The organism is Vibrio sp. 2132-1 (genome assembly GCF_033344315.1).
On record NZ_JAWPON010000001.1, the window covers coordinates 326,409 to 349,514 of the forward strand.

The following is a 23,106-nucleotide window of genomic DNA, read 5'->3' on the forward strand; positions in this document are numbered from 1 at the left end:
GCACTTTTCTAATACACACAGAGGTTTATATGACAGCGAAATATGGCGTTAAACGCCGATTAGCGATTCTTGCCGCCGCTTTAATCGGTGCGACAAGTAGCAGTATCGCAGCAGAGAAACCAAATATTCTCGTCATTTGGGGTGATGATATTGGCCAGTCCAATCTCAGTGCTTACACGTTTGGCTTGATGGGGTACAAAACACCAAATATAGACAGTATCGCCAAAGAAGGCATGATGTTCACTGACTATTACGGTGAGCAATCTTGTACAGCGGGCCGTTCTACTTTCATTACGGGCCAAACCGTTCTTAGAACAGGTTTGAGTAAAGTGGGGCTTCCAGGTGCTGATCTTGGCTTGAAGGAAGAGGACGCAACCATTGCCGAAATGCTGAAGCCGATGGGCTATATGACAGGGCAATTTGGTAAAAACCACTTAGGTGATAAAGATGAGCACCTTCCTACTAATCACGGCTTCGATGAATTTTTTGGCAACCTTTATCACTTGAACGCCGAGGAGGAGCCAGAAAACGTCGATTATCCTAAAGATCCTGAGTTTCGTAAAAAGTTCGGTCCGCGCGGCGTTATCCGTTCGTACGCTGATGGCAAAATTGAGGATACAGGACCTCTAACCCGCAAGCGCATGGAAACCGTGGATGAAGAGACGTTAGATGCGGCACTCGACTTTATGGATCGTGCAGTCAAGGCTGAAAAACCTTTCTTTGTCTGGTGGAACGCAACTCGTATGCACTTCCGTACTCATGTGAAAGAAGAGAACTCTGGAAAAACAGGCATCAGCGAGTATGCAGATGGTATGGTCGAGCATGATAATCATGTAGGTCAGCTGCTGAAAAAAGTGGATGATTTGGGTATTAAAGACAACACAATCGTCTTTTACTCCACCGATAATGGCCCACACATGAACTCGTGGCCAGATGCAGGCACAACGCCATTCCGTGGAGAGAAAAATACCAACTGGGAAGGTGCGTACCGAGTTCCTGCGATGGTACGTTGGCCGGGTAAAATTAAAGCTGGCTCTGTTTCGAATGATATCATGCATCACATGGACTGGATGCCAACGTTCGTTGCTGCCGCGGGTGATGACAATATCAAAGAGAAATTGCTCAAAGGTTATAGTGCGAATGGTAAGAAATTCAAAGTTCACCTAGACGGCTATAACTTCCTACCATATTTGACTGGTAAAGAGGATAAGGCCCCACGTGAAGAAATTTTTTACTTCTCAGATGATGGAGACTTAACTGCACTTCGTTATAACAAATGGAAGCTGGTCTTTATGGAGCAACGAGCAAAAGGCACGTTGCGTATTTGGGCTGAACCATTCACCACACTTCGTGTTCCTAAGATCTTCAACTTGCGTATGGATCCTTACGAAGTGGCTGATATCACTTCTAACACTTACTATGATTGGATGCTAGACCGTGCTTACATGCTTGTTCCTGCGCAAGCTTACGTTGGCAGATTCCTTGAAACGTTTAAAGAGTTCCCACCAAGGCAAAAAGCAGCAAGCTTCTCGCTCGATCAAGTGATGGAGAAACTAAAAGAGAACCCAAATAAGTAAGAAAAGCTAAGTGAAGTTCCACATCTAGAAAGAGGCTCATTAACGTGAGCCTCTTTTTTTATCTGTAAAATTCTATCTATTAAGGTTTGTAGAAAGCTTGATGACGAAAACGCCTAACGCTTCAATTGACAAGATTTATAAACAAATTGGTTCGTAGTGGGCTGCCGTTAAGTTGGCTTTGATTTTTTCACGTAGAGCGATGTGGGCTGGGTTGTTTACCTCTCGCTTATGGTAAACGAACTTGTAAGGGATAGAGCGTATCGAAATGGGGCAGGGCAAAATTTGAAGTTTGAGCGCTTTGCTCCACTTGTTTGCAAAAGATTGAGACACGATCCCTAAACTGTCTCTTTGGGCGACATACAGCGCCATGCCCGCTAGCGAAGATGTGATCAAGTCGACTTTTCTTTCTTGAATTGTTTCCTTTGCTAGTTGCTCGAACCCCGACATGTTGTTCCATTTTCCTGAAAATAAACAGTGAGTTTCCTCATAAAATTGCTCTTTTGTGAGCGTGCCGTGTACACGGGGATGGTTCTCACGACAGATAACCACGGCTTCTTCCTCATAGGCATCTTCAATAATAAACGCTGCATCTTTCGTGATCACCGTATCGATTACTAGATCGACTTTTTGTTGTCTTAACAGCTCAAATAATAGGAATTTTTCGGGTGGTGATTCATAAAAAATAGTGTTCTTTATCGGGTCCATAATGTGCAACAAAATTTCCGAACAACACACTTCAAAATGATTTCTATCAGATATCGCATTGTCAATAATACTAACCGCTTGCTGGAATTGCGGCAGTAATTGATAAGCGGTGGAGGTTAGTGCGATACCTCGTCCTTTTTTAACGAATAATTGCTTATCTACGACTTGCTCTAAACGCTTTATTGCAGCGCTCACAGCAGGTTGTGTAAGCCCTAATTGTTCCGCGGCTTTTGTATAAGATTGAAACTCCGCAACAACAAGAAAAGTTTGGATCAAATTCAAGTCCATAACGTCACTCATAAATTTAATTTATAGGTTAACTAATTTTGACTGCATTTATCGCCTGAAATTAGTGCTTTATCTTATATCAACAATGGTATTGAAAAGCGAATACCGTTTTTTACGCACTAGCGAACTCTTGGAGATAATATGAAAAATGCGACCAAAACGAGCAGTAAAAAACTCGTACTTAACGCATGTACGTTAGCTTTGGGCGCTGCATCTGCAGTTGCACATGCAGCGGACAAACCCAACATTCTTGTCATCTTTGGTGATGATGTTGGTTACTGGAACCTTAGTACCTATAACCAAGGCATGATGGCGTACAACACGCCAAACATCGATAGCATTGCTAAAGAAGGTGCGAAGTTCACTAACTTCTACGCACAGCAAAGCTCGACAGCAGGCCGTTCTGCATTCATCACTGGTCAAATGCCAAAACGTACAGGTCTATCAAAAGTGGGCTTACCAGGCGCTCCGGAAGGTATCTCGGAAAAAGATCCGACGATTGCAACCGTGCTTAAACAAATGGGTTACGCAACCGGACAATTTGGTAAGAACCATTTAGGTGACCGAGACGAGCATCTTCCTACCAACCACGGTTTTGATGAATTCTTCGGCAACCTATACCACTTGAACGCAGAAGAAGAGCCAGAGAACGTGGATTACCCTAAAGATCCGGAGTTCAAGAAGAAATTTGGCCCTCGTGGCGTTATCCATTCTTACGCTGACGGCAAAATCGAAGATACCGGTCCACTAACGCGTAAGCGTATGGAAAATGTTGATGGTGAGTTTCTTGATGCCGCAGAGAGCTTCATAGAAAAGCAAGTAAAAGCGGACAAGCCGTTCTTTACTTGGTTTAACACCACTCGCATGCACAACTTCACACATGTTCCTGAAGAATACCAAGGTAAAACAGGTGCCGGTTTCTACGCGGATGGTGTTAAGCAGCACGATGACCAAATCGGTCAGCTACTTAACAAGATCAAAGAGTTAGGTGTGGATGACAATACAATCATTGTTTACACCACTGACAACGGCCCTATGGTTGATTTGTGGCCGGATGCAGGGATGACACCGTTCCGCTCAGAGAAAAACACTGGCTGGGAAGGGAGTTTCCGTGTGCCAATGTTGATTAAATGGCCTGGAAAAATTGAGGCAGGTAAAACATTCAACGGCATGATGTCATTAGAGGACTTTTTCCCGACACTAGTTGCTGCGGCAGGTGATACCAAAGTTAAAGACGAACTGCTAAAAGGCAAAAAAGTTGGCGATATGGACTACAAAGTTCACCTAGACGGTTACAACCAACTGCCATATTTAACGGGTAAGTCAGACAAATCCGCACGAAATGAGTTCGTTTACTGGAGCGACGACGGCGATCTTGTGGCATTGCGCCAAGGAAAGTACAAGTTCCACTTTATGATTCAAGAGAATGAAACGGGTATGGATGTATGGCGTAAGCCGTTCACTAAACTTCGTGTGCCACTGATCTTTGACTTGAGCATTGATCCATTTGAACGAGGCGATCAAGGCATGGGTTATTCTCGTTGGATGTACGAGCGTTCATTCTTAATGATGCCAGCAATGGATACAGTGAAAGAGGTGATGGGTACATTCAAAGAATTCCCGCCTCGTATGGAAGCAGGTTCGTTCGTACCTAAGTCTTCTAAGTAAATTAAGATTATATAGCGCTTTTTGGAGCGCTATATACCCAAATAGCTTCACTTTTGCTGTACAGCGCTCACGAGGTTATTTGGGTATATGTAATAGTGAGAAACGTATGAGTAAGATTTCCCCTCGCCATTCTACTACTATGCCTATTGTTCCTCTTAAAACGGCGTCTAAAGCGCCTGTTCTGGGCGCGTATGACCGTCGATTCCATGTGATGGCAAAGCCAGGTGGAGCAAAGTGCAACATCGATTGTCAGTACTGCTTTTATCTGCATAAAGAAAATCTACTGCACCAAGAAAAGCAGCCAAAAATGGACGACGCAACACTGGAAGCGTTCGTGAAAAGCTATATCGAAAGTCAGGATGGCGAAGAAATTGTATTCTCATGGCAGGGCGGGGAGCCGACGCTGCTTGGGTTGGACTATTTCCGCAATGTCGTAGCTTTGCAAAAGAAATATCAGCCGAAAGGCGTTCGCATTGAAAACGACCTTCAGACCAACGGCATTTTGCTAAACGATGAGTGGTGTGCGTTTTTAAAAGAGCACAACTTCCTAGTTGGCTTGTCGATTGATGGACCACGAGAGCTGCACGACAAATATCGCAAAACCCGCAGCGGTAAGCCAACGTTTGATCTCGTGATGAAAGCGGTAGATAAGCTCAAAGCGCATGGCGTGAAATTCAACGCGTTGGTCACGGTGAATCGTCACAATGCGAAATACCCGCTCGAAGTATATCGATTTTTAACCCAAGAATTGGGTGTGACTTATATTCAGTTTGCGCCGGTGGTAGAAGCCAACAACTTCCAAACAACCGCGCCGCAGTTTTGGAACGAACAGATGATCCCAACCAAAGGCAGTGATCTGGCTAAACCGGGGCATCCAATGTCGATTGTAACGGATTGGTCAGTCGATCCTGAAGACTGGGGACGCTTTTTAATGGCGACCTTTGAAGAGTGGGTGAATAACGATCTTGGCCGTGTGCTGGTTAATCTGTTTGAAACCGCGGTGGCGCAAGTAATGGGGAAACCGTCTCAGCTTTGCGTGACGGCGGAGTTTTGTGGCAAAGGGTTGGCGATTGAGCACAATGGCGACGTGTTCAGTTGCGACCACTATGTGTATCCAGAATACAAACTCGCCAACATTCATGAACACTCACTGAATGAAATGGCCTTCTCTACAAGACAATATACTTTTGGCATGGCAAAACGCGATTCATTGCCGACGTATTGTAAGCAATGCCCTTACTTGCCTTATTGTTGGGGTGAGTGCCCAAAAAACCGTTTGATCAAAACGCCGAATGGTGAGAGTGGTCTAAACTATTTGTGTTCGGGAGTCAAAATGTTCTTTGATTATGCGTTACCGATGTTGGTTGGTCTTGCACAACTTCTCCAATCTCAAGAACCGCAAAGATAACATAGTGAATATAACCTTAAGTTATTTCATTTGTTCTTATACTTAACTATCGAAAAGACGGCTTAAACCATTGAAAAGGTATCCTATGAACCACGCACAACAAGCGATAAAAGAACTCATCGAACAAACAGAAAAAAGCGTCATTGGACAAAGCCACGTGGTTCGAGCTTTAGTCATCGGGTTATTAACAAATGGGCATATTCTGCTAGAAGGTTTACCGGGAACGGCAAAAACACGTTCCGTAAAATCGTTGGCGAACTTGTTAAACACCAGTTTTGGTCGAATCCAGTTTACGCCGGATCTTTTACCATCTGATGTGACGGGCACTGAGGTTTATCAAGAGCTGGATGGCAAGCCGCAACTACACTTTCAGCCAGGGCCAATTTTTAACAGCATTGTACTTGCTGATGAGGTCAACCGTGCACCAGCCAAAGTACAAGCGGCACTGCTTGAAGCCATGGCCGAAGGCACAATCACGGTAGGCGATAAAACTCACGTATTGCCAGACTTATTTATGGTGCTTGCAACGCAAAACCCTGTAGAGCAAGAGGGCACGTACCCGCTGCCAGAAGCGCAAATGGACCGCTTTATCATGAAGGTTACCGTCGATTATCCAGAAGATGACGCCGAACGTGACATCATTCGTTTGGTGCGCAGTGAAGAATTGGGGGCGGAAACCAGCAGCGAAATTATTACGCCAAAACACATCGAGCCAGACGTGGTGCTAGAAGCGCGTCGTCAGTTACCAAACATCGTGGTATCAGACCTAGTGGAAAACTACATCGTTGCGTTAGTGATGGCGACTCGTAAGCCAGAGCGTTATGCCGATTCAAACTTAGCAAAATGGATTGAGATTGGCTCTAGTCCTCGTGCTTCCATCGCACTCGACAAATGCGCTCGTGCGTATGCGTGGATGCAAGGACGTGACCACGTTACTCCTGACGATGTGCGTGCCATGGTTCCGTCTGTATTGGGCCACCGTTTTTCTTTGACCTACGATGCACTGGCAGATGGGGTCGATCATCAACGAGTCGTACAAGAGCTGCTAGATTGTGTAGAAATTGGGTAAGTGGGAGGCATTATGGCTAAGCCAACTCTTGCGCCAACATCACAGGGGATGGATCCCCGTTTGTACTGCGATTATGCTCGTTTAGTATGTCTGCAAGCACAAGCAGAATCGTTCAGTTTACTTCCTCATCTAAAAGCGGGTAGCGTACTCTCTGGCCGACACAATTCGTTGTTTCGCGGTCGTGGATTGAACTTCGAAGAGCTGCGCCATTACCAATTGGGTGACGATATTCGTAACCTTGATTGGAAAGTTACGATGCGTACAGGTAAGCCGCACGTGCGCAGCTATACAGAAGAAAAAGATCGCAACGTAATCGTGTGTGTCGACCAGAGAAGCACAATGTTTTTTGCTTCGACGCAAGTAATGAAATCGGTTGTCGCGGCAGAGATCGCAGCGATGTGTGGGTGGCGAGTATTAAAAGATGGCGACCGAGTCGGTTTTGTCATCGCATCCCCGCAGGCGTTGTTTCACAGCAAGGCACAGCGTTCGCAAAACGATCTTCTGGCGCAACTTAAACGTCTCGCTAAAGCCAATCAATCGCTCAATGTGGACTCCCGCAACTCCGAAAAAGTAACGTTCAGTCAATGGATTGAGCTCATTAAACGCATGAAGCTCAAGCAATCCACTTTGATTTTTATCAGCGACTGGAGCGACTGCGAGGAGCACCATCTTGATCACCTTAAACAGCTACAACAGCACAACGATGTTCTTGCAGTGATGGTCAGTGACCCATTAGAACAAGCGCTACCAGACGATTTGGCAAAATCGAAATGGGTGGTTGGTGATGGGCAGTATCAACTCAATTTAGACAGCAAAGCAAAGGTAGAAGCTGCGAGCGCAAAGCTTGAGGCTCGAACTAGCTTACAGCGTCAATCACTCTCTCAACTTATGGCGATGAAACACCTTCCGCACATCGAACTCGATACGACAGGTGAGCACATTAAACAATTCCAAAAACTGGTAGGAGGGCGTTAAATGAGTGATCTTCCTACGCCTCCGAGTACCTACATACTCAGAGAGCTGCATGATGTGGCTGTACCACCCAGCGTGAGTTGGTACCCGCAAACTATTGGCTGGAAAATTTTAGCGGCGGTTGTGCTCATTGCATTGGTGTATGTCGTATATCGATTGGCTCGGCAATGGTGGCATAATCGTTACCGAAAAGAAGCTCTACTGGCGATTTCGCAAATCAAATCGAGCGACAAAGACATGCCAAAAGTATTGTTCTCTGTGCTTAAAGTAGTGCTGATTCATATTGATAGCCGCAACGCGAAATTGTTTGATACCGCCTTTCTGCGCAAGCTCGATGCGCTGTATCCGCAAACCGAAGATTCTCAAGCAAACTCGCTTGTGGTCTTTAACGATGAGCTTTCAAAGCGCTGGCTACAAAGTATTGTCGACCCAAGCGTTATGCTAACCAACGAAGATCGTGTAACGCTAATTGCTCGTGCGAAAAACTGGGTGAGTGAACACCGTGGTGATGCTCAAAAAAGCGCGGCAAAGAAATCACCACGATTGAAACGCAAATCACATCAGGGAGGTCAACATGAATGATCTTCTTGCATCGATAACTGGTTTGTCTGGTTTTGAATTTGCTCACCCAATGTGGTTTCTGGTTTTGCCCTTGCCGTTGGTGGTGTACTACTTGGTGCCTGCATATCGCACTAAGCAAATGGCGATCAAAGTGCCGTTTTTTAGTCAGCTGGTGGAAGCGATTGGCGAGACGCCATCAGAAGGTGCAAGCCAGTTGACCCCGAGTTGGTGGCAACGAGCAACGTTAATTCTCTCATGGCTTTTGGTGGTGTGTGCGATGGCAAAACCCACCGTGTTAGGCGAGCCTCAAGTTCGCGAGAGTTTAGGTCGCGATGTGATGGTGGTGGTGGATCTTTCGGGCTCCATGGCCGAGCCAGATTTTACCTCACGTACAGGCGAAAAAATTTCTCGTCTTGATGCGGCAAAAGAAGTGCTGTCGGAGTTTGTTCAGTCTCGTAAAGGTGACCGATTAGGCTTGGTGCTTTTTGGTGATGCTGCTTTCGTGCAAACGCCATTTACCGCAGACCAAAAAGTGTGGCTCGAACTGCTTAACCAAACCGATGTGGCAATGGCAGGGCAGAGTACCCATCTTGGTGATGCGATTGGCTTAGCGATTAAAGTTTTTGAGCAAAGCGATAAGTCGCGTGGTGCTTTAGAACAAGACCAAAACCGTGAAAAAGTCGCGATTGTATTAACCGATGGTAACGACACGGGCAGTTTTGTTGAACCGATTGATGCGGCGAAAGTTGCGAAAGCCAAAGGCGTGAGAGTGCACGTGATTGCGATGGGTGATCCGGAAACGATAGGTGAAACCGCGTTGGATATGGACACAATTCATCGCATTGCGAAAGAATCCGGCGGTGAAGCGTTTGAAGCACTCAACCGTGATGAACTATCGGCTGCCTACGACGAAATTGGCAAACTGGAACCTCAACTTTACGAAAGTACTACATACCGCCCAAAACAAAGCCTTCATCATTACTTGATGGCGTTAGTGGTCATCATGCATTTGCTCGCGTTCAGCGTCGCAACACTCAAAAGAAGGGCTGTTACACGATCATCATTAGGAGAGAGCGATGTTTGATTCTCTTAGTTGGACGCAATTCTTTACGCAGTTTCATTTTATTCGACCACTGTGGTTACTGGCTTTGGTCCCCATGTTTTTCTTGGTGTGGTTACGCTGGCGAGAAGAAAGCAAGCCAAGCTGGAAGGATATTCTGCCCGAACATTTACGCAATGCTTTGACGATAGGTGAGCGAGGCTGGCGTAAGCAACTGCCGCTTAAGCTCTTGATGCTGATTGTGTTCATCGCCATTGTGATTTGTGCAGGCCCAACGTGGCAACGTGAATCTTCCCCCTTTGGCGAAGATAAAGCCTCTATGCTTGTGGTGCTTGATAACAGTGACTCGATGCTGCAAAAAGATCTCCCACCAAGCCGCCTTGAGCGTTCCAAACAGAAAATACGCGATTTGCTAGCCGCGCGAAAAGGCGGAAAAACGGGTTTAGTCGTGTTCGCGGGCAGTGCTCATGTCGCGATGCCTATAACTCAAGACAGCAAAGTATTTGACCCGTTTTTGGCGGCCATCACGCCAGAAATTATGCCCGTGCAAGGTAAGCTTGCCGAAAAAGCATTGCCGTTAATTGACCAACAATTGCAAGGTCAACCAGGCTCCACTGTTCTGTTGGTGAGTGATGGCGTTAATCCAGCCACGATTGAGCAATACCAAGCGTATTTCTCGGGCAAACCTTATCAACTGTTAATTCTTGCGGCAGGGAATGCTGACATTGTGAGTAACAACCCAATGGATTTGGATTCTCTACAAAAACTGGCTAGTCAGACTAACGGTCGATTGGTGGAAGTGACCGTCGATAATAGTGATATCGAGCAACTGAATCGATACGTTGAGCGCAATATGCAGCTTAATGGCGAATCTTCAATGCCTTGGAAAGACATGGGGTATCAACTTCTGTTCCCAATCGCGCTGATCATGATGCTGTGGTTTAGAAAAGGGTGGTTAGTGCAGTGGTGCGTGATTGTAATGGTGAGCGGCACGTTATTGATGCCAACAAGTGCATTGGCCGAGAACATTTCAGTTAAAGCCGAGCAGCCACAAGTTGTGCAAAAAGTGACGGCTTTCGACAAGGTGACGCAATGGTGGTGGGATTTGTGGCTAACGCCAGATCAACAAGGACAGCGTTTGTTCAACCAACAAGCGTATTTAGAAGCCGCGAAACACTTTGTCGATCCATTACGCAAAGGGACGGCGTACTACTACGCTAGCGAGTTTGAACTCGCCCACAGTGCGTTTTTGGAAATGCAAAACGACCCGTCCGAAGAGGTTCGAGATTACGGTCTTTATAATGCGGCGAGTGCATTGGCGCGTCAGCGTGAATATTTGGCTGCACGTGACTTGTTAAAATCCCTAGCCAACAAGCCAACATTAAGCGAGAGGCTAAGACCGGATGTTGAGCATAACTTGAAAGTGATTGGTGGTATTGTAGAGGACATCAACCGGATGAGTGAGAGTCAGGCAGGAACGGAGCAAGAAGCATCAACCGAGCTAGGCGATAACCCTCAAACCGCAGAAGGGGCGGATGAAAAAACGTCAGCGGAGTTGATGATTAAAGAGACGTTAAGTGCAGACGACATCTTAGGTAGCCAAGAATTAGCCGACAAATGGTTAAAGCGAGTCGAAGCGGATCCTAAATACTTCTTAAATGCGAAGTTTCAGATTCAATTGCGTTCAATAGAAACCGGAGAATCAACCTCTACTGCGAACGAAAATACAGAGGAGGCGGTGCAATGATGAAAAGCCACCGTTTTACGCCCTTTGCTTTACCCTTGTGGTTAGTTATCTGTTTCGGTTTCCTCCTGAGCAGTAGTGTGTTGGCTCAAGATATTCGTGACGTTCAACGAGAGCATGGTGTTGAGTTACAAGCGTGGGTTGGTAAACAACCAACGGCTGGAGAGAAGCGTAAAACACCAAGTTTTAGCGTCAATGAGCAAGTTATTTTAACCATCGAAGTGGCAACGCCGCGTTGGTTTACGGGTGGTACGAGAATTGGCAATATTGAAATACCCAATGTTATCGCCAAACAGCGTAATCAACTAGCAACCAACTTTACTGAGCAAAAAGAGGGACAAACTTGGTCGCGTCAACGCTGGGAAGTGACTTTGTATCCACAAGCATCTGGTGATTTTGTGATTCCACCTGTCGCTGTGGGCGTTCAGGTGTCGGCGCCGGATGGCGAGAAGGTGTCAGGCACACTTTATACGCAGCCGATTAAGTTCAAAACTGTCTTGCCATCGGGATTGTTGAGCGGTGATACGCCTTGGTTTTCTGCAACGCACGTAGACGTAAAACAAGAGTGGGAAACCTCCACTGAGTCACTCAAAGTTGGGGATGCAATCACGCGTAAAATCACCATTTTGGCTCATGATTCGCTATCTGTGTTGCTACCAGACTTGTTGAAAGGAGAATCAACAACCCGTTACCAAGCGTATCCTCAACCGCACCGTCTTACAGATACGCAAACACGTGGTGACTACCAGTCAACACGCACAGAAGAGAGTGTGTACGTGATTCAACAAGGTGGTGAATTAACCCTGCCAGATTATGAGTTCCGTTGGTGGAACAGTAAGACTCAACAAGTGGAAACGGTGGTGTTAGAGGGCAAAACATTTGCTGCGAAGCACACGTTGAAATCCTTCATCAAAACGTACTTTGCATGGATTGTATCCACGCTTGTATTTCTGGGTTTTGTGATTATTTCATTGGTAGCCATTAAACGTTACTACCGCAACAGACCGACACCAGCATGGCTGACGTTCCACCGTTTGTTAAAGGCTAAACGTTGGTCTGAAGCAAGGACCATATTGTACAAACAATTGCGTTTAAATACGGCCGAGCTAGAAATGACCAAAGCCGATACGAGTGAATCGTGGCAAAAAAGTGCGTCGCGAATGCAAAATGGTGAAAATAGCGCTCATTTACTGAAGTCGATGTGGCGCAAAGTCCAGACCAAACAAAAACGCTTTAAATTCCGTATTCCGCGAGCGTTACCAGAACTGGACAAAGTCATTGGAAGAGATGGCAATGAATAAAACGGGGCGCTAATATAGCGCCTCGTTTTTATTAGAGAATAGAGTTCAAATGAGCCAAGAGTTTATGCGCCGCGCATTGGAAGTGTCCAAAAATGCGCTTCCTGAATGTCAACCCAACCCGCCGGTTGGCTGCGTGTTAGTGAAAGACAATCAAATCGTTTCTGAAGGTCATACTCAAGCGATTGGTGGCAATCACGCGGAAGTGGAAGCGCTAAATGCGTATCAAGGCTCGTTAGAATCGGTGACGGCATACGTTACGCTGGAACCGTGTTCGTTTGTTGGTCGCACGCCAGCTTGCGCGGTGACATTAGTCAAATCCGGCATAAGCAAAGTCGTCGTAGCCATATTGGACCCCGACCCGCGCAACAGTGGTCGAGGTATCGAGATTCTAAAACAAGCAGGTATAGAGGTAGAAACGGGTTTGTGCGGCGAGGAAGTCAGCGAGTTTCTTACCCCTTACCTAGGCAAAGCCTAAGTCAAGCTTTACGTTGCACTATGGTGCCAGTTTATGTGGTGAATGAAGTGCGTCAAAATTGAGTTAAAACTCATTAAAACAAGCGATACCGCCCATTTATTGCACTTGGCTACGTGAAGGATCATGCTGTTAGATTAAAATAGAGAAAGTGACTTTTGAAAAATTTAATAGCATGAAACCGACCGACCTTAATCTTATTCCCATTTTCACTGCCATCTATGAAGAGCGTAACTTGTCTCGGGCGGCGTCGCGTTTAAACATCACCCAGCCTGCGGTGAGTAAAGCGCTTGCAAGGCTACGTGATATCTACGATGACCCATTGTTTCATCGTTGCGTTAAAGGTGTCGAGCCTACCTCGTTTGCGATGGATATTTATCCTGCTCTTCTAGCTTCAGTACAAAATTTCACTTCGACATTATCGGCCTCTAGTGAGTTTGACCCTAAAGTGTCGAATAGAGTGTTTTCTATTGCCTGTGTGTCCGTTGCAAGCTTTGAGTTGCTACCTCAAGTCATGAAACAAATCCGTGTGTCGGCACCAAATGTTGCATTAGAAGTACATCCGCTTTTTACGGAAGATTTTGAAAGTGATCTGAGGTTACAACGATACGATTTGATCATTGATATCACACCAAGAGCAAGAACGGTGCTAAAACTGGAAACTGTACTTACGGAGCGTTTGGTGGTGGTATGTAGCGAAGCGCATCCACGCCTGAATGACGAGATTACGGCTGAACAATTTTTTGAAGAAGAACACGTAGTGGTTTCGCAGTGGCAGAGTCGTAAGAGCTTGTTAAACGCCGATGACATTGTCGACTTGGATAAGAGAAAGATTAAGTATCGAGCCTCAGGCGTACTAGAAATGCTCCCAATTATTTGTGGTAGTGAATACATTGGTTTAATGCCAGAGTCGATGATCAACTTGTTCAATAACACCTATCATGTTAAATCTTTATCAATGCCATTTGATGAACAAATGTATGAGCTTTGTACAATCTGGCATCCTAGTCGCACAAACGACAGCGCCCATCAGTGGTTGCGTTCACAGATTAAGCAAGCAGGAAAAGTCATCAACCAATAGGAAGTGCAATGAAAAAGACAATACGTGCCATCCTTAACGGAAAAAAAGCTGGGAATACAGAGTTAAGAGATGCAATCATGAAAATGAGAGACAAAGGCATCGACGTACAGGTGCGTGTGACGTGGGAATCTCAAGACATGCCACGGCTAGTAAAAGAAGCGGTTGCTGAAGGCATTGAACGTATTGTTGTCGCTGGTGGCGATGGGACCGTCAATGAGGCGGCTTCTGCGATTATTCAAATTGACAAAGAAAAACGCCCTGAGTTAGCCATTATTCCCCTTGGTACCGCCAATGACTTTGCTACCGCTATTCAAGTACCTAATTCCATTAAGGCGTCTTTATCTCTTGCTGTTGAGGGGCAGTCCGCTTTGGTCGATTGCGTCAAAGCGAACGATCGCTGCTTTATTAACGTGGCAACAGCAGGGTTTGGCGCAGAAGTTACAGCAGAAACGCCTGTTGAACTCAAAAACTTTCTTGGCGGCGGAGCTTACACGCTAACTGGTGTTGTAAAAGCACTTGGCTTTAAACCATATGACGGAACAATAACGATTGAAGGTGGTGCGTATCAGGGAGAAATGTTGCTCGGTGCGTTTTGTAATGGGCGCCTTGCTGGAGGTGGGCAAGAGTTAGCTCCTAAAGCGATGATTAATGATGGGCTGATGGATCTAACATTGGTGCGCCCATTTTTACCTCATGAGCTGCCTAAAGTAATCGACGAGATCAATAACCCGAGTGAGAAAGGAGAGTTTGTGAAGTACACTAAAGCAAGCTGGTTGGAGATAGATTTTCCGAATCCATTGCCTCTTAATTTAGATGGAGAACCTTATCATTCGAGAACCATTAGATTTGATGTTCAGCCTAAGAGTATACGATTAGTCGTACCGCAAGATTGCCCTTGCTTGACTAGCTAAACGAGCGTTTTCCATGATTATTGCGTAACACAGCCACTAAAATGTGGCTGTGTTGTTTGTGTTGAGGTATTAGTCAACTTCTTAACGTTTTTGAATGGTCTCAACGTCTATTTGCGTAGTTGTCCAATCTGCGTCAACCTCTCCTCGAATCATTACGGTATCTTTTGGTGTCACTTCTTGACCCATCCAATCTTCGTTGTCGATCTCTACTTCGATCTCACCAGTGTTGTCTCTGAACAAGTAAGTCTCGTTACCAAATGATTGAACAATATGCCCGGTTAGCACTACAGCGCTGTCGTCGGTTGCGTTGCGCGCCTCTTTCACCGTATTGATTGCACTGACTTCTGGACCATTAAACGCTGCGAAAGCCGAGCTTGAAAGTAGGGCAAGCATGGATGTTAACAATACTCTTTTCATTATCATCTCCTTATATTAGAAGTAATAAGTTGTGCCTACGTTAAAGGATGCAGTGTTTGCGTAGTTGTCTAGTTGGTATTTAGCGTTTGCGCCAATGGTGAGCTTTGGCAACACTTGGTATTCCGCGCCCACAGAGAACATTGCGCCTAACTCGTTGTTTTTCTCTGAGCTATGGAAAAGCGTGTTGCTTATTTCCACATCGTCATTCACGACAAGCTCATATTCTTGATGTTGAGCAACCTTGGCGTCGTATTGCGTGTAAGTTAAACCCGCTTTGAATTTTGTTGTCCATTTATCACTTAATGCATAGCTAAACACTGGTGCTAGCGAGACTTGTTTGGCTGTGATAGAGGAATCCCAATCTATTTCATGATGGTAATCTTTGCCATCAATTGTCTTGATACCAAGGTTCTTAGAACGGCCGTCATCAAGGTCAAACTGGCTGTAACCTAACTCAATTGCCCAATTGTCATTAAACGAGTAACCGATAAAACCTGAGAAAATACCATCCTCAAGTTCTGGGTTAAGTGTTACATTTTCAGCTGAAAAGTGAGGTTCCAAGTCATGGTCAGTGGTGCCTAGTCCATATTCCAGACCTACATAAGGAGCCGCAGATACCGAAACTGAGCAGGTAACGAGTAACGCAAGAATGGTTTTGTTCATTTTATTTTGCCTCTTCAAATCAACTTAATGAGTAGAAGCGCATTGTGTGTGATGAAGCGTGAAGTGATCGTGAAGAAACAAAAATATTTCAGAAAAAGAGCAAGGTGCGGTAAAAAAGAAATTGTTTTAATGAATATGCGCCAAGCTCTTTATATAAAGAGAGTTAACTTGCGGCGACGTAACACACCGCAAATGGCACATTAAGGCGAGTAAACTCTTTAATCCAACGCCATTGGTTATCCTGGAGTTTATCGCCAGGCCCTTTTACTTCAATCCACTCGAACTCGTTTTCTTTAAAAGCAATGAGATCCGGCATCCCATTACGGTAAAGCTTTAGGTCACTCAATTGTATTTTAAATAGCGCCATCAACATGTTAGTTGGGATTGTATCGAGTGCTGTTTCGAGTAGTTCTTTACTTATTAAGCTCCAATGCACAAATGGATTGCTGACACCAAACTTCTCATCGTACTTTGTCAATAACGTATGAGTGCTACCCGTTTCCAATTCGTCAAATGCCGCACCTATCAAAGCTTGGCGCTTGGTAACAAAATCAGAATAGTACAAATCCAGAGGACGATGTTGATAGGCATTGATGAATGCGCCTTCGATGGGAGCGAAAATCGCATCCCAAAAAGTGAGACCAAGTAATGCATTAAGCAGTGCATTTTCGGCGTAGAATACGGTCCAGCCTAAAGACTCAAAATACGCTTTGCTGGCGAGTTCGACTCTCTGTTGAGATAAATCCAGTTCAAGGCGGTATTCCGTACAGGTTGGCTTCGTCACTCTTGGCACTTTCTCGCCTTGTTTTCGTTTTAACCGTTGCTCAAGTTTTTGTGCAACTTCGAGCTCAGACACATCGATCGGTGAGTTAAGCATATCTGTGACAATGTCACCAAATAAATCATCATGGTTTAATTTGTCATAGATACGTGCGCGTCGTTCTCGGCTCGGTGTGAGTTGAGTTTGGCCAAATAGAGATAGGGCGGTCTCTAGATCATTAAGCCGTTCGTAATCACGTGCTATATCATTCAACATGTGCTCGCGTTTACGATCTACGTAACGGTGTTTAACGGGCTGAGGCATTGCCTCAATTAATAAGTCGAGATTGGCTTTGTCTTTTCGGTCAAATTGCCAGTACAGGTTGGCCAACTGGCTCAGTTCAATTAAACGGTCTATTTGCTCACGTGAATCAAAGAAACGGCGCACTTTACTCAATTGATATTGCTCGAACTGATGCAAACCTAAGTCATCAAGCACAAACTGACTTAAGTCTTGATGGGTGTTGGCAAAAAACAGAGTGAGCAACACGTCGATCATATGAGCTGAATTGAGTTTGACGATCGTAAACTCAAGCTTCTCTATACGATCAAATTCCGCATTACTCAAACGTTCGACAAGGGCGTCTTTCTTGAGTGATTTCGGCAGTTCGGGATAAAGCGCAGAGATTTCTGGTTTGGTCAGTAAATTGGCCGCTAACTCTTGATGAGAAAGGGGTGGGGAAAGGGCTACAAACTCATGTTGACTCAATTCCGCCAGCGCTTCATTGATAGAAGGTATTTCTTGATAATTCAGTTTATCACTTCGAAACCAACATCCCTTTCGGCTGTATAAACGTACCAAAAGGCACTGGGCGTGTTTGCTCAAAGAATCAAACGAGCAAAGCCATGCGTGTTCTTCCTTGGTCAGTAAATCGCTGTACCAAGTTACTGCGTGATGAGTCAGCTTAATGAAGTTCTCTAGATAGTAGTCTGGTGCAAGTTCGATAGGGCTTTCCATAAACGACCGATAACAAAAAAGGCTTAACCCATAGGTTAAGCCTTTTTGCTATCAAATCAATTCGCAATTATGCGTTTTTTAGCTGTGCTACTTTCGCATCAGACAATGGCTTAGTGATGAACGCTAGTACGATACATACTGCCATCATTGCTGAAGAAATTGTGTAAGCCAAGGTGTAGCCGTCGCCATTTGTCATCGAGAAACCAACAACCGCTGCGCCGATTGCACCACCGATACCCCATGCTGTGTAAAGCACGCCGTAGTTAGTGCCGTAGTTTTTCAGACCGTAGAACTCAGCCGTTAGAGTAGGGAATACCGCTAGAAGTGTGCCGTAACCTACCGCTGCGATTGCTGTACCGATGATCAGTGTAAACTCAGAGTCGAACGTCGCGAACAGCACCATGTTTACGCCTTGTAGAACGAACGCGAGTAGAAGCGTACGAACACCGCCGATTTTATCTGCAAGCATACCCGCGGCAACACGACCGCCAGAGTTAAATACAGCAAGAATAGACGCTAGGTAAACCGCGTTTGGCAAGTTTGCTTGAACGCTTGCGATTGTCGTGATGTTACCAATGATCATTAGACCAACAGAAGCTGCAAACGCGTACATGATCCATAGAGAGTAGAACTGTGGCGTTTTCAACATTGCTTTCCAAGTTAAGTCATCTGACTTTTTCACCGCTTTAGGTGCTTGGCCTTCTTTTACTTTAGGCTCCGCAGGTGTGTAGTCTGCTGGTGGGTTGTTGATGGTTGCTGCAAGAGGAACCGCAATCGCTAGGATACCAACACCAAGAACCATAAAGCTAGTTTGAATGCCCATGCTGTCTATTAGCGCAGAAGTTACTGGCGCAAGGTAAATAGCCGCTAGACCAAAACCTGCCGCAATAATGCCGTTAACCATACCTTTCTTCGAAGCGTGGAACCACTTCATCGCAGAAGGTGATAGGCATGCGTAACCAAAACCGATACCTGCACCTGTGATCACACCGAAGGTAATGTTCAGCATGAGTGGAGTGTCAACAAAGCCAGACGCGATCATGCCCAGACCTGTAAGAACAGTACCTAGGATAAGGATCATTCGAGGGCCCATGCGGTCTTGAAGAATACCTGCAATAAGAAGACAGATAGAGAAAGTGATGGTTGCAGTTGCGTAAGGTGCAGAAGCTTCTGCAGCACTCCAGCCTGATTCAGTTACCAGTGCCTTGTTGAATACACTCCAAGCATACAGGATGCCAAGACAAAGGTTGATACAGAACCCTGCTAACAGGATGCGCATAGCTTTATCAATCTTGCTCATTTTTATTCTCAGTTTTTCCTCTTATTGGCAATGCCGCAAAGAAGGTTGGTTTAAAGATGTTTTTTCTCAAAATTAGTTTGCGTTTTTCAACGTTTAACGCAATGAGCGCGGATTATAACCAATAAATATGTGATTGGAATCTCTTTTTACGGTTACTGATAAAATAATTTGCAACATTAAAAGTGGATGTGAATTCATGGTTTTGTATGTAGTAAGAACGTTGTAAAAAAGTGATATTTTTTGTTCGCTAATAACGAATGATGAGTCAAGACAGAGAGGTTTTACGCTGTTGAGTGCACAGTTCACATTTCAAATAAAAAATTTCAAAATGTTTCCATGTTAACCATCTGTAACAAAAATGGCGAATTTATCATCTAACTGTCGTAAGTATCAGATGCAAAGGGTTTCTTAATTTTTAATTGTTAACCTTTTGTAATAATTGAAGCTGATTAGCTTTTATGTTCATTAAGTGAGCAAAAAAGTAACTTGTAATTGCTGATTTTAGGCGCAGAATATAGTGAAAAATGAGTTTTCATTTATGAAGGGATGCTTTTTAGATTTGTTGTGAGGTGACTTATGAAACTGTTCCTATTACTCATGGCTTCGGTATCCGCTGGTATCGCATCAGCAGACCACATCCATTCATTTATGTTGGGCTTATCTATTGCTTCTTTAGCGGTAGGTAGCTGTTATTTCTTCGCATTTCGCAGCTCGCGCTTTCCACAGCTTGCTTTATTCCTACTCATTTGCGGTATGCTTTCTAAGTTGACGATAACCGTAGTCGGTGTGATGTGGGGAATGTCCGCGGAATTAATCACGTCTCCAATCGTATTCGCACTTTCATATTTATTCTTTTCGCTTGCCGTTACCTACTTATGGTTTAGCTACAGAGAGAGCATCACTAAGATTCCTGACCGATTTAAGTCAGCGTAAATCAACACATTAGAATAAAAAAAACGCCAGCACATTTGCTGGCGTTTTTAATTAAACGTAATTTTGTTCGGATATTGCTTTTAGTTTGATCGTGGCAATACCGTTAGGCACTCATTGGAACAAGCACCATAGTACCAATAATCACCGTGATAAGGCCTGCTAGAACTGGAACGGATGTGCGTTTTACAACCTCAAACGGGCTGATGTTTGCCATACCTGATGTCGCAACGATTACGCCAGATACTGGTGAGATAGTACGGCCTAGGTTTGATGCTTGAAGCATCGGGATAATTAGGAAAGCAGGGTTTAATCCCATTTTCGCAGCCAAAGATGGTGCTAACTCCACGAACGCATAGAAAGGCGCGTTACCCGAACCCGTTGCAATTGCTGCTGCAACTGTCAATGCAGTTAGAATAAGCATTAAAGCAACGCCGCCTGCACCAGCATTATCTGCTAGATGAAGTAGGTTATCGATAGCTCCGATAGACATCAGACCTTGTGCAAAAACCCCAGCGGCAACCAAAAGCATCACAACGCCTTTGAACGCGTCAGCCATGCCTGCGTAACAAGAATCTAAATCTTCTAGTGATTTCTTACCATCGAACTTATTTACAACATAATGGATCAGAGCTCCAAGGAAAATCGAACCAACCACAATAGTGTAGATGTCTAGACTAAGTCCTGGAATGGTACGACCGTTGAATAGGAAAACGCCGATGATAGGTAGAAAAGGAAGAGCTGCATAAAACGCTGGTGCGTCAGCTTTGATCTCTGATACATCAATTTTTTCCATTGGTGTATTTTCTTTCTTATCTAAGTATTTGTTCCAGAAGAACGCTGCCGCTGCCATGACGATGATTGCGCAAATAGAAACAGGCAACACAGTTTGTACCGCAAACACATCAAGCTCTAAACCAGACTTTTCTGCTGCGATAACAACATCACCAGAAGTAGGAGAAAGGATGATTGCCGCTGGAGAGGCACACACTGCAACGGCTGCTGGACGAGAAATGCCCATCGCGACCATCATTGGGAATAATGTCGCCATTAATAGTACGCCAAGGCCTGTTGCAGAACTTACCGCAAGAGACATTAAACACGCCACAATGTAAGCCGCTACCAAAAGGACGTAAGGAGACTTGATGACAGAAAGCGGTTTAGAGAACTGTTTCACTACCACGTTGTTCGCGCCGATATGAGTCATGTATGACGCAAAACCACAAAGCAGCATGATTTGCATACCAAGACCGCCACCGCGGTATTGAAGCATGTATTTCACGTATTCAAGCGCATCTGTCACCATGTTACCAGTTGAGGTGATTTTTGACGGCAGCACGTCGTGCCCCAAAACGCCAGTCATAAGAAGTAAAGCAATACCAGCGGTCAGTAACACGCCCGCAGCTTTATAGCCTTTGACAATAAAGTAACCCACCGCAATGGTAACCACTAAGCCAATTAAGAGCTCTAACATAGGGACCTCCGAATGTTATGTGAAAAAGAAAGAAACTGTTTCAGTTTATGACAAGGAATTTACAGAATTCTTAGCTGTGGCACGAGACAAATATGGGGCTTGCATGATCTGAGACAAATAATAATTTAATAAATAATTTCGTTAGATTGTATTGTTGGAATTTGGTTTTCTAAGTGTTATGTGCTGGTTTGAAGCTATTTATAGGAAGGAAAATATGACTAGGAAAGTGAATGAATAAAGAGTGAATTGATTCACAATAGGAAAAAGACTTTACTCAGTAAGCAATTATTGGAAAACACTCTTCACAACAAAAAAGCTTCGCCGAAGCGAAGCTAAGTAATCGTAAGAATGAGGATAAACTATGCGTATCGACGAACCATAAGGTTCCAACTACGCTGCTGCCGTTCGAACTCTGCTTTAATTTGCTGGTACTTCATTTTTGTTACAGAACATTCGTATTTTTTTACCACACTGGCAGTTTTGGCACCGAGTACTTCTTTGCGCATCTCGTAGTATTCCTGCATGTGATGAACTAAAGTATCAAACTCGTGCTGTAGCTGATCGAGGATTGTTTGCGTGTTCGGTTTCGATTCTAGCTTTTCTCTTGCTTTCTTCAAAAGTTGACTCGCACGGGCTTTTTCAATTCTAAATGTAGGCGTTGTGCGCAACTTAGATGTGAGTCCTAGCCAAGAACATGACTTTATCAACCACTTCGTTGGGTCGTAATGCCACCAATACACGCCATTGCGATAGTCATTCTCGAAAATATGATGGAAATTATGGTAACCCTCTCCAAATGTGAAAAAGGCGAGTACACCATTATCGCGAGCAGTGTTTTTGTCTGTGAAAGTTTGCTTACCCCAAATATGTGCGAGGGAGTTAATGAAAAAAGTCGTATGGTGACTCATAAAGAGTCGAGCCGCACCAACGACCAATAACATCCCCCAGATATCACCGTAGATCAGTCCGAGCATGACTGGGAAACCAATATTAGTCAGTAGGGCAAGTGGAACATAATACTTATGCTGCCACATGACGATTTTGTCGCGCTTTAGATCACGGCAGTTTGTATATTCGTTTTCCTTTGATTTATTGTAATCACGTAACATCCACCCAATGTGAGAATACCAAAAACCCCGCTTGGCTGAGTACGGATCTTTATCGTTATTGTCGACATGTTTGTGATGCACACGATGATCAGAAGACCAATGTAATGCACTATTTTGCAAAGAAAATGCTCCTCCAATCGCAAAAATGGCGCGCAAAATAGGATGAGCTTCGTATGTTTTGTGGCTCCAGAGACGATGATAGCCTGCTGTAATAGAAAGGTTAGTAAAACTAAATGCAATCACTCCCCAAATTAGATGTTCCCAACCCAGTCCAAAATGATATGCATACCAAGGCATTACAATAAAAGTTAGAACAAAACTGGCAGAAAATATTAATGTATTCAACCAGATAACAGGTGGTTTGTTTTGAGTCACAGGTGTATCCCTAACTTTGAGCTAACAACTGTTCGCCAGAATATCAGCGTACACATGTAAGTCAAATTAAAGTTAGACAAATGTGATGATTCCTTTGGGTGTAGATTAAGGAACTTGATGGGATATTTTGCTTTTAATTGAATAATGAGTAGTATTAAAAAATGAGCTCTGGCTTAAGGTGTATAAAATCTGCCAAGAAACAAGTGTTATAAAGGTGGAATATACCGAGACTCTATAAAGAAGC

20 protein-coding genes are annotated in these 23,106 nt (G+C 44.6%); 13 read left to right on the forward strand and 7 right to left on the reverse strand.

Annotated features, from left to right (window positions below):
* Positions 1-29: 29 nt before the first annotated feature.
* Complete coding sequence (locus R8N47_RS01290; protein WP_005376560.1) at positions 30-1,577, forward strand: arylsulfatase; 1,548 nt, start codon at positions 30-32, stop codon at positions 1,575-1,577.
* Between the two features lie 135 nt (positions 1,578-1,712).
* On the opposite strand, the gene R8N47_RS01295 is transcribed toward R8N47_RS01290, so the two are convergent.
* Positions 1,713-2,570, reverse strand: a complete 858-nt coding sequence (locus R8N47_RS01295) for a LysR family transcriptional regulator (RefSeq protein ID WP_005376559.1) — start codon at positions 2,568-2,570, stop codon at positions 1,713-1,715.
* 141 nt (positions 2,571-2,711) lie between these two features.
* On the opposite strand from R8N47_RS01295, the gene R8N47_RS01300 reads away from it, so the two are divergent.
* From R8N47_RS01300 to yegS, 11 genes are all read left to right on the forward strand, one after another.
* Positions 2,712-4,238 (forward strand): arylsulfatase, encoded by a 1,527-nt coding sequence (locus tag R8N47_RS01300; protein WP_017635363.1) that lies wholly within the window; start codon positions 2,712-2,714, stop codon positions 4,236-4,238.
* A 106-nt stretch (positions 4,239-4,344) separates the two neighbouring features.
* Positions 4,345-5,646, forward strand: a complete 1,302-nt coding sequence (locus R8N47_RS01305; RefSeq protein ID WP_025767858.1) for an anaerobic sulfatase maturase — start codon at positions 4,345-4,347, stop codon at positions 5,644-5,646.
* An 85-nt stretch (positions 5,647-5,731) separates the two neighbouring features.
* Entirely contained in the window at positions 5,732-6,715 is a 984-nt protein-coding gene (locus tag R8N47_RS01310) for an AAA family ATPase (RefSeq protein WP_005376549.1), read from the forward strand.
* A gap of 12 nt (positions 6,716-6,727) precedes the next feature.
* A complete protein-coding gene (locus R8N47_RS01315; protein ID WP_064354725.1) occupies positions 6,728-7,690 on the forward strand; it encodes a DUF58 domain-containing protein in 963 nt (320 codons plus the stop codon).
* The gene (locus tag R8N47_RS01320; protein ID WP_025767856.1) at positions 7,691-8,269 is read left to right on the forward strand and encodes a DUF4381 domain-containing protein; all 579 of its coding nucleotides are present in this window, start codon (positions 7,691-7,693) and stop codon (positions 8,267-8,269) included.
* Positions 8,262-9,332: a vWA domain-containing protein gene (locus R8N47_RS01325; protein WP_025767855.1), complete on the forward strand. Its 1,071-nt coding sequence runs from the start codon at positions 8,262-8,264 to the stop codon at positions 9,330-9,332. The genes R8N47_RS01320 and R8N47_RS01325 overlap by 8 nt, the downstream gene beginning before the upstream one ends.
* Positions 9,325-11,055 (forward strand): VWA domain-containing protein, encoded by a 1,731-nt coding sequence (locus tag R8N47_RS01330; RefSeq protein ID WP_025767854.1) that lies wholly within the window; start codon positions 9,325-9,327, stop codon positions 11,053-11,055. Before R8N47_RS01325 ends, R8N47_RS01330 begins: the two co-directional genes overlap by 8 nt.
* A complete protein-coding gene (locus R8N47_RS01335; RefSeq protein ID WP_025767853.1) occupies positions 11,052-12,353 on the forward strand; it encodes a BatD family protein in 1,302 nt (433 codons plus the stop codon). The genes R8N47_RS01330 and R8N47_RS01335 overlap by 4 nt, the downstream gene beginning before the upstream one ends.
* A 49-nt stretch (positions 12,354-12,402) precedes the next feature.
* A complete protein-coding gene (locus R8N47_RS01340; RefSeq protein WP_005376542.1) occupies positions 12,403-12,828 on the forward strand; it encodes a bifunctional diaminohydroxyphosphoribosylaminopyrimidine deaminase/5-amino-6-(5-phosphoribosylamino)uracil reductase RibD in 426 nt (141 codons plus the stop codon).
* A 172-nt stretch (positions 12,829-13,000) separates the two neighbouring features.
* A complete protein-coding gene (locus R8N47_RS01345) occupies positions 13,001-13,906 on the forward strand; it encodes a LysR family transcriptional regulator (protein WP_025767852.1) in 906 nt (301 codons plus the stop codon).
* Positions 13,907-13,914: 8 nt separating this feature from the next.
* Positions 13,915-14,817: a lipid kinase YegS gene (gene yegS, locus R8N47_RS01350; protein ID WP_064354726.1), complete on the forward strand. Its 903-nt coding sequence runs from the start codon at positions 13,915-13,917 to the stop codon at positions 14,815-14,817.
* 81 nt (positions 14,818-14,898) lie between these two features.
* On the opposite strand, the gene R8N47_RS01355 is transcribed toward yegS, so the two are convergent.
* The 4 genes from R8N47_RS01355 to R8N47_RS01370 form a co-directional block, all read right to left on the reverse strand.
* Complete coding sequence (locus R8N47_RS01355) at positions 14,899-15,234, reverse strand: YgiW/YdeI family stress tolerance OB fold protein (protein WP_064354727.1); 336 nt, start codon at positions 15,232-15,234, stop codon at positions 14,899-14,901.
* Positions 15,235-15,249: 15 nt separating this feature from the next.
* Positions 15,250-15,897 carry an AcfA family outer membrane beta-barrel protein gene (locus R8N47_RS01360; RefSeq protein ID WP_064354728.1) on the reverse strand — a complete coding sequence of 216 codons (648 nt, stop codon included), beginning with the start codon at positions 15,895-15,897 and terminating at the stop codon, positions 15,250-15,252.
* A 163-nt stretch (positions 15,898-16,060) separates the two neighbouring features.
* Entirely contained in the window at positions 16,061-17,674 is a 1,614-nt protein-coding gene (locus tag R8N47_RS01365) for a VRR-NUC domain-containing protein (protein ID WP_064354729.1), read from the reverse strand.
* 67 nt (positions 17,675-17,741) lie between these two features.
* The gene (locus R8N47_RS01370) at positions 17,742-18,974 is read right to left on the reverse strand and encodes an OFA family MFS transporter (protein WP_053303514.1); all 1,233 of its coding nucleotides are present in this window, start codon (positions 18,972-18,974) and stop codon (positions 17,742-17,744) included.
* A gap of 576 nt (positions 18,975-19,550) precedes the next feature.
* Here R8N47_RS01370 and R8N47_RS01375 point away from each other — a divergent pair.
* Entirely contained in the window at positions 19,551-19,907 is a 357-nt protein-coding gene (locus tag R8N47_RS01375; RefSeq protein ID WP_005376535.1) for a hypothetical protein, read from the forward strand.
* Between the two features lie 103 nt (positions 19,908-20,010).
* Here the strand turns inward: R8N47_RS01375 and dcuC are convergent, their stop codons facing one another.
* Positions 20,011-21,378, reverse strand: a complete 1,368-nt coding sequence (dcuC, locus tag R8N47_RS01380; protein ID WP_005376528.1) for an anaerobic C4-dicarboxylate transporter DcuC — start codon at positions 21,376-21,378, stop codon at positions 20,011-20,013.
* 359 nt (positions 21,379-21,737) lie between these two features.
* Positions 21,738-22,862, reverse strand: coding sequence for an acyl-CoA desaturase (locus R8N47_RS01385; protein ID WP_017821552.1), 1,125 nt, complete (start codon positions 22,860-22,862; stop codon positions 21,738-21,740).
* Positions 22,863-23,106 lie beyond the last annotated feature (244 nt).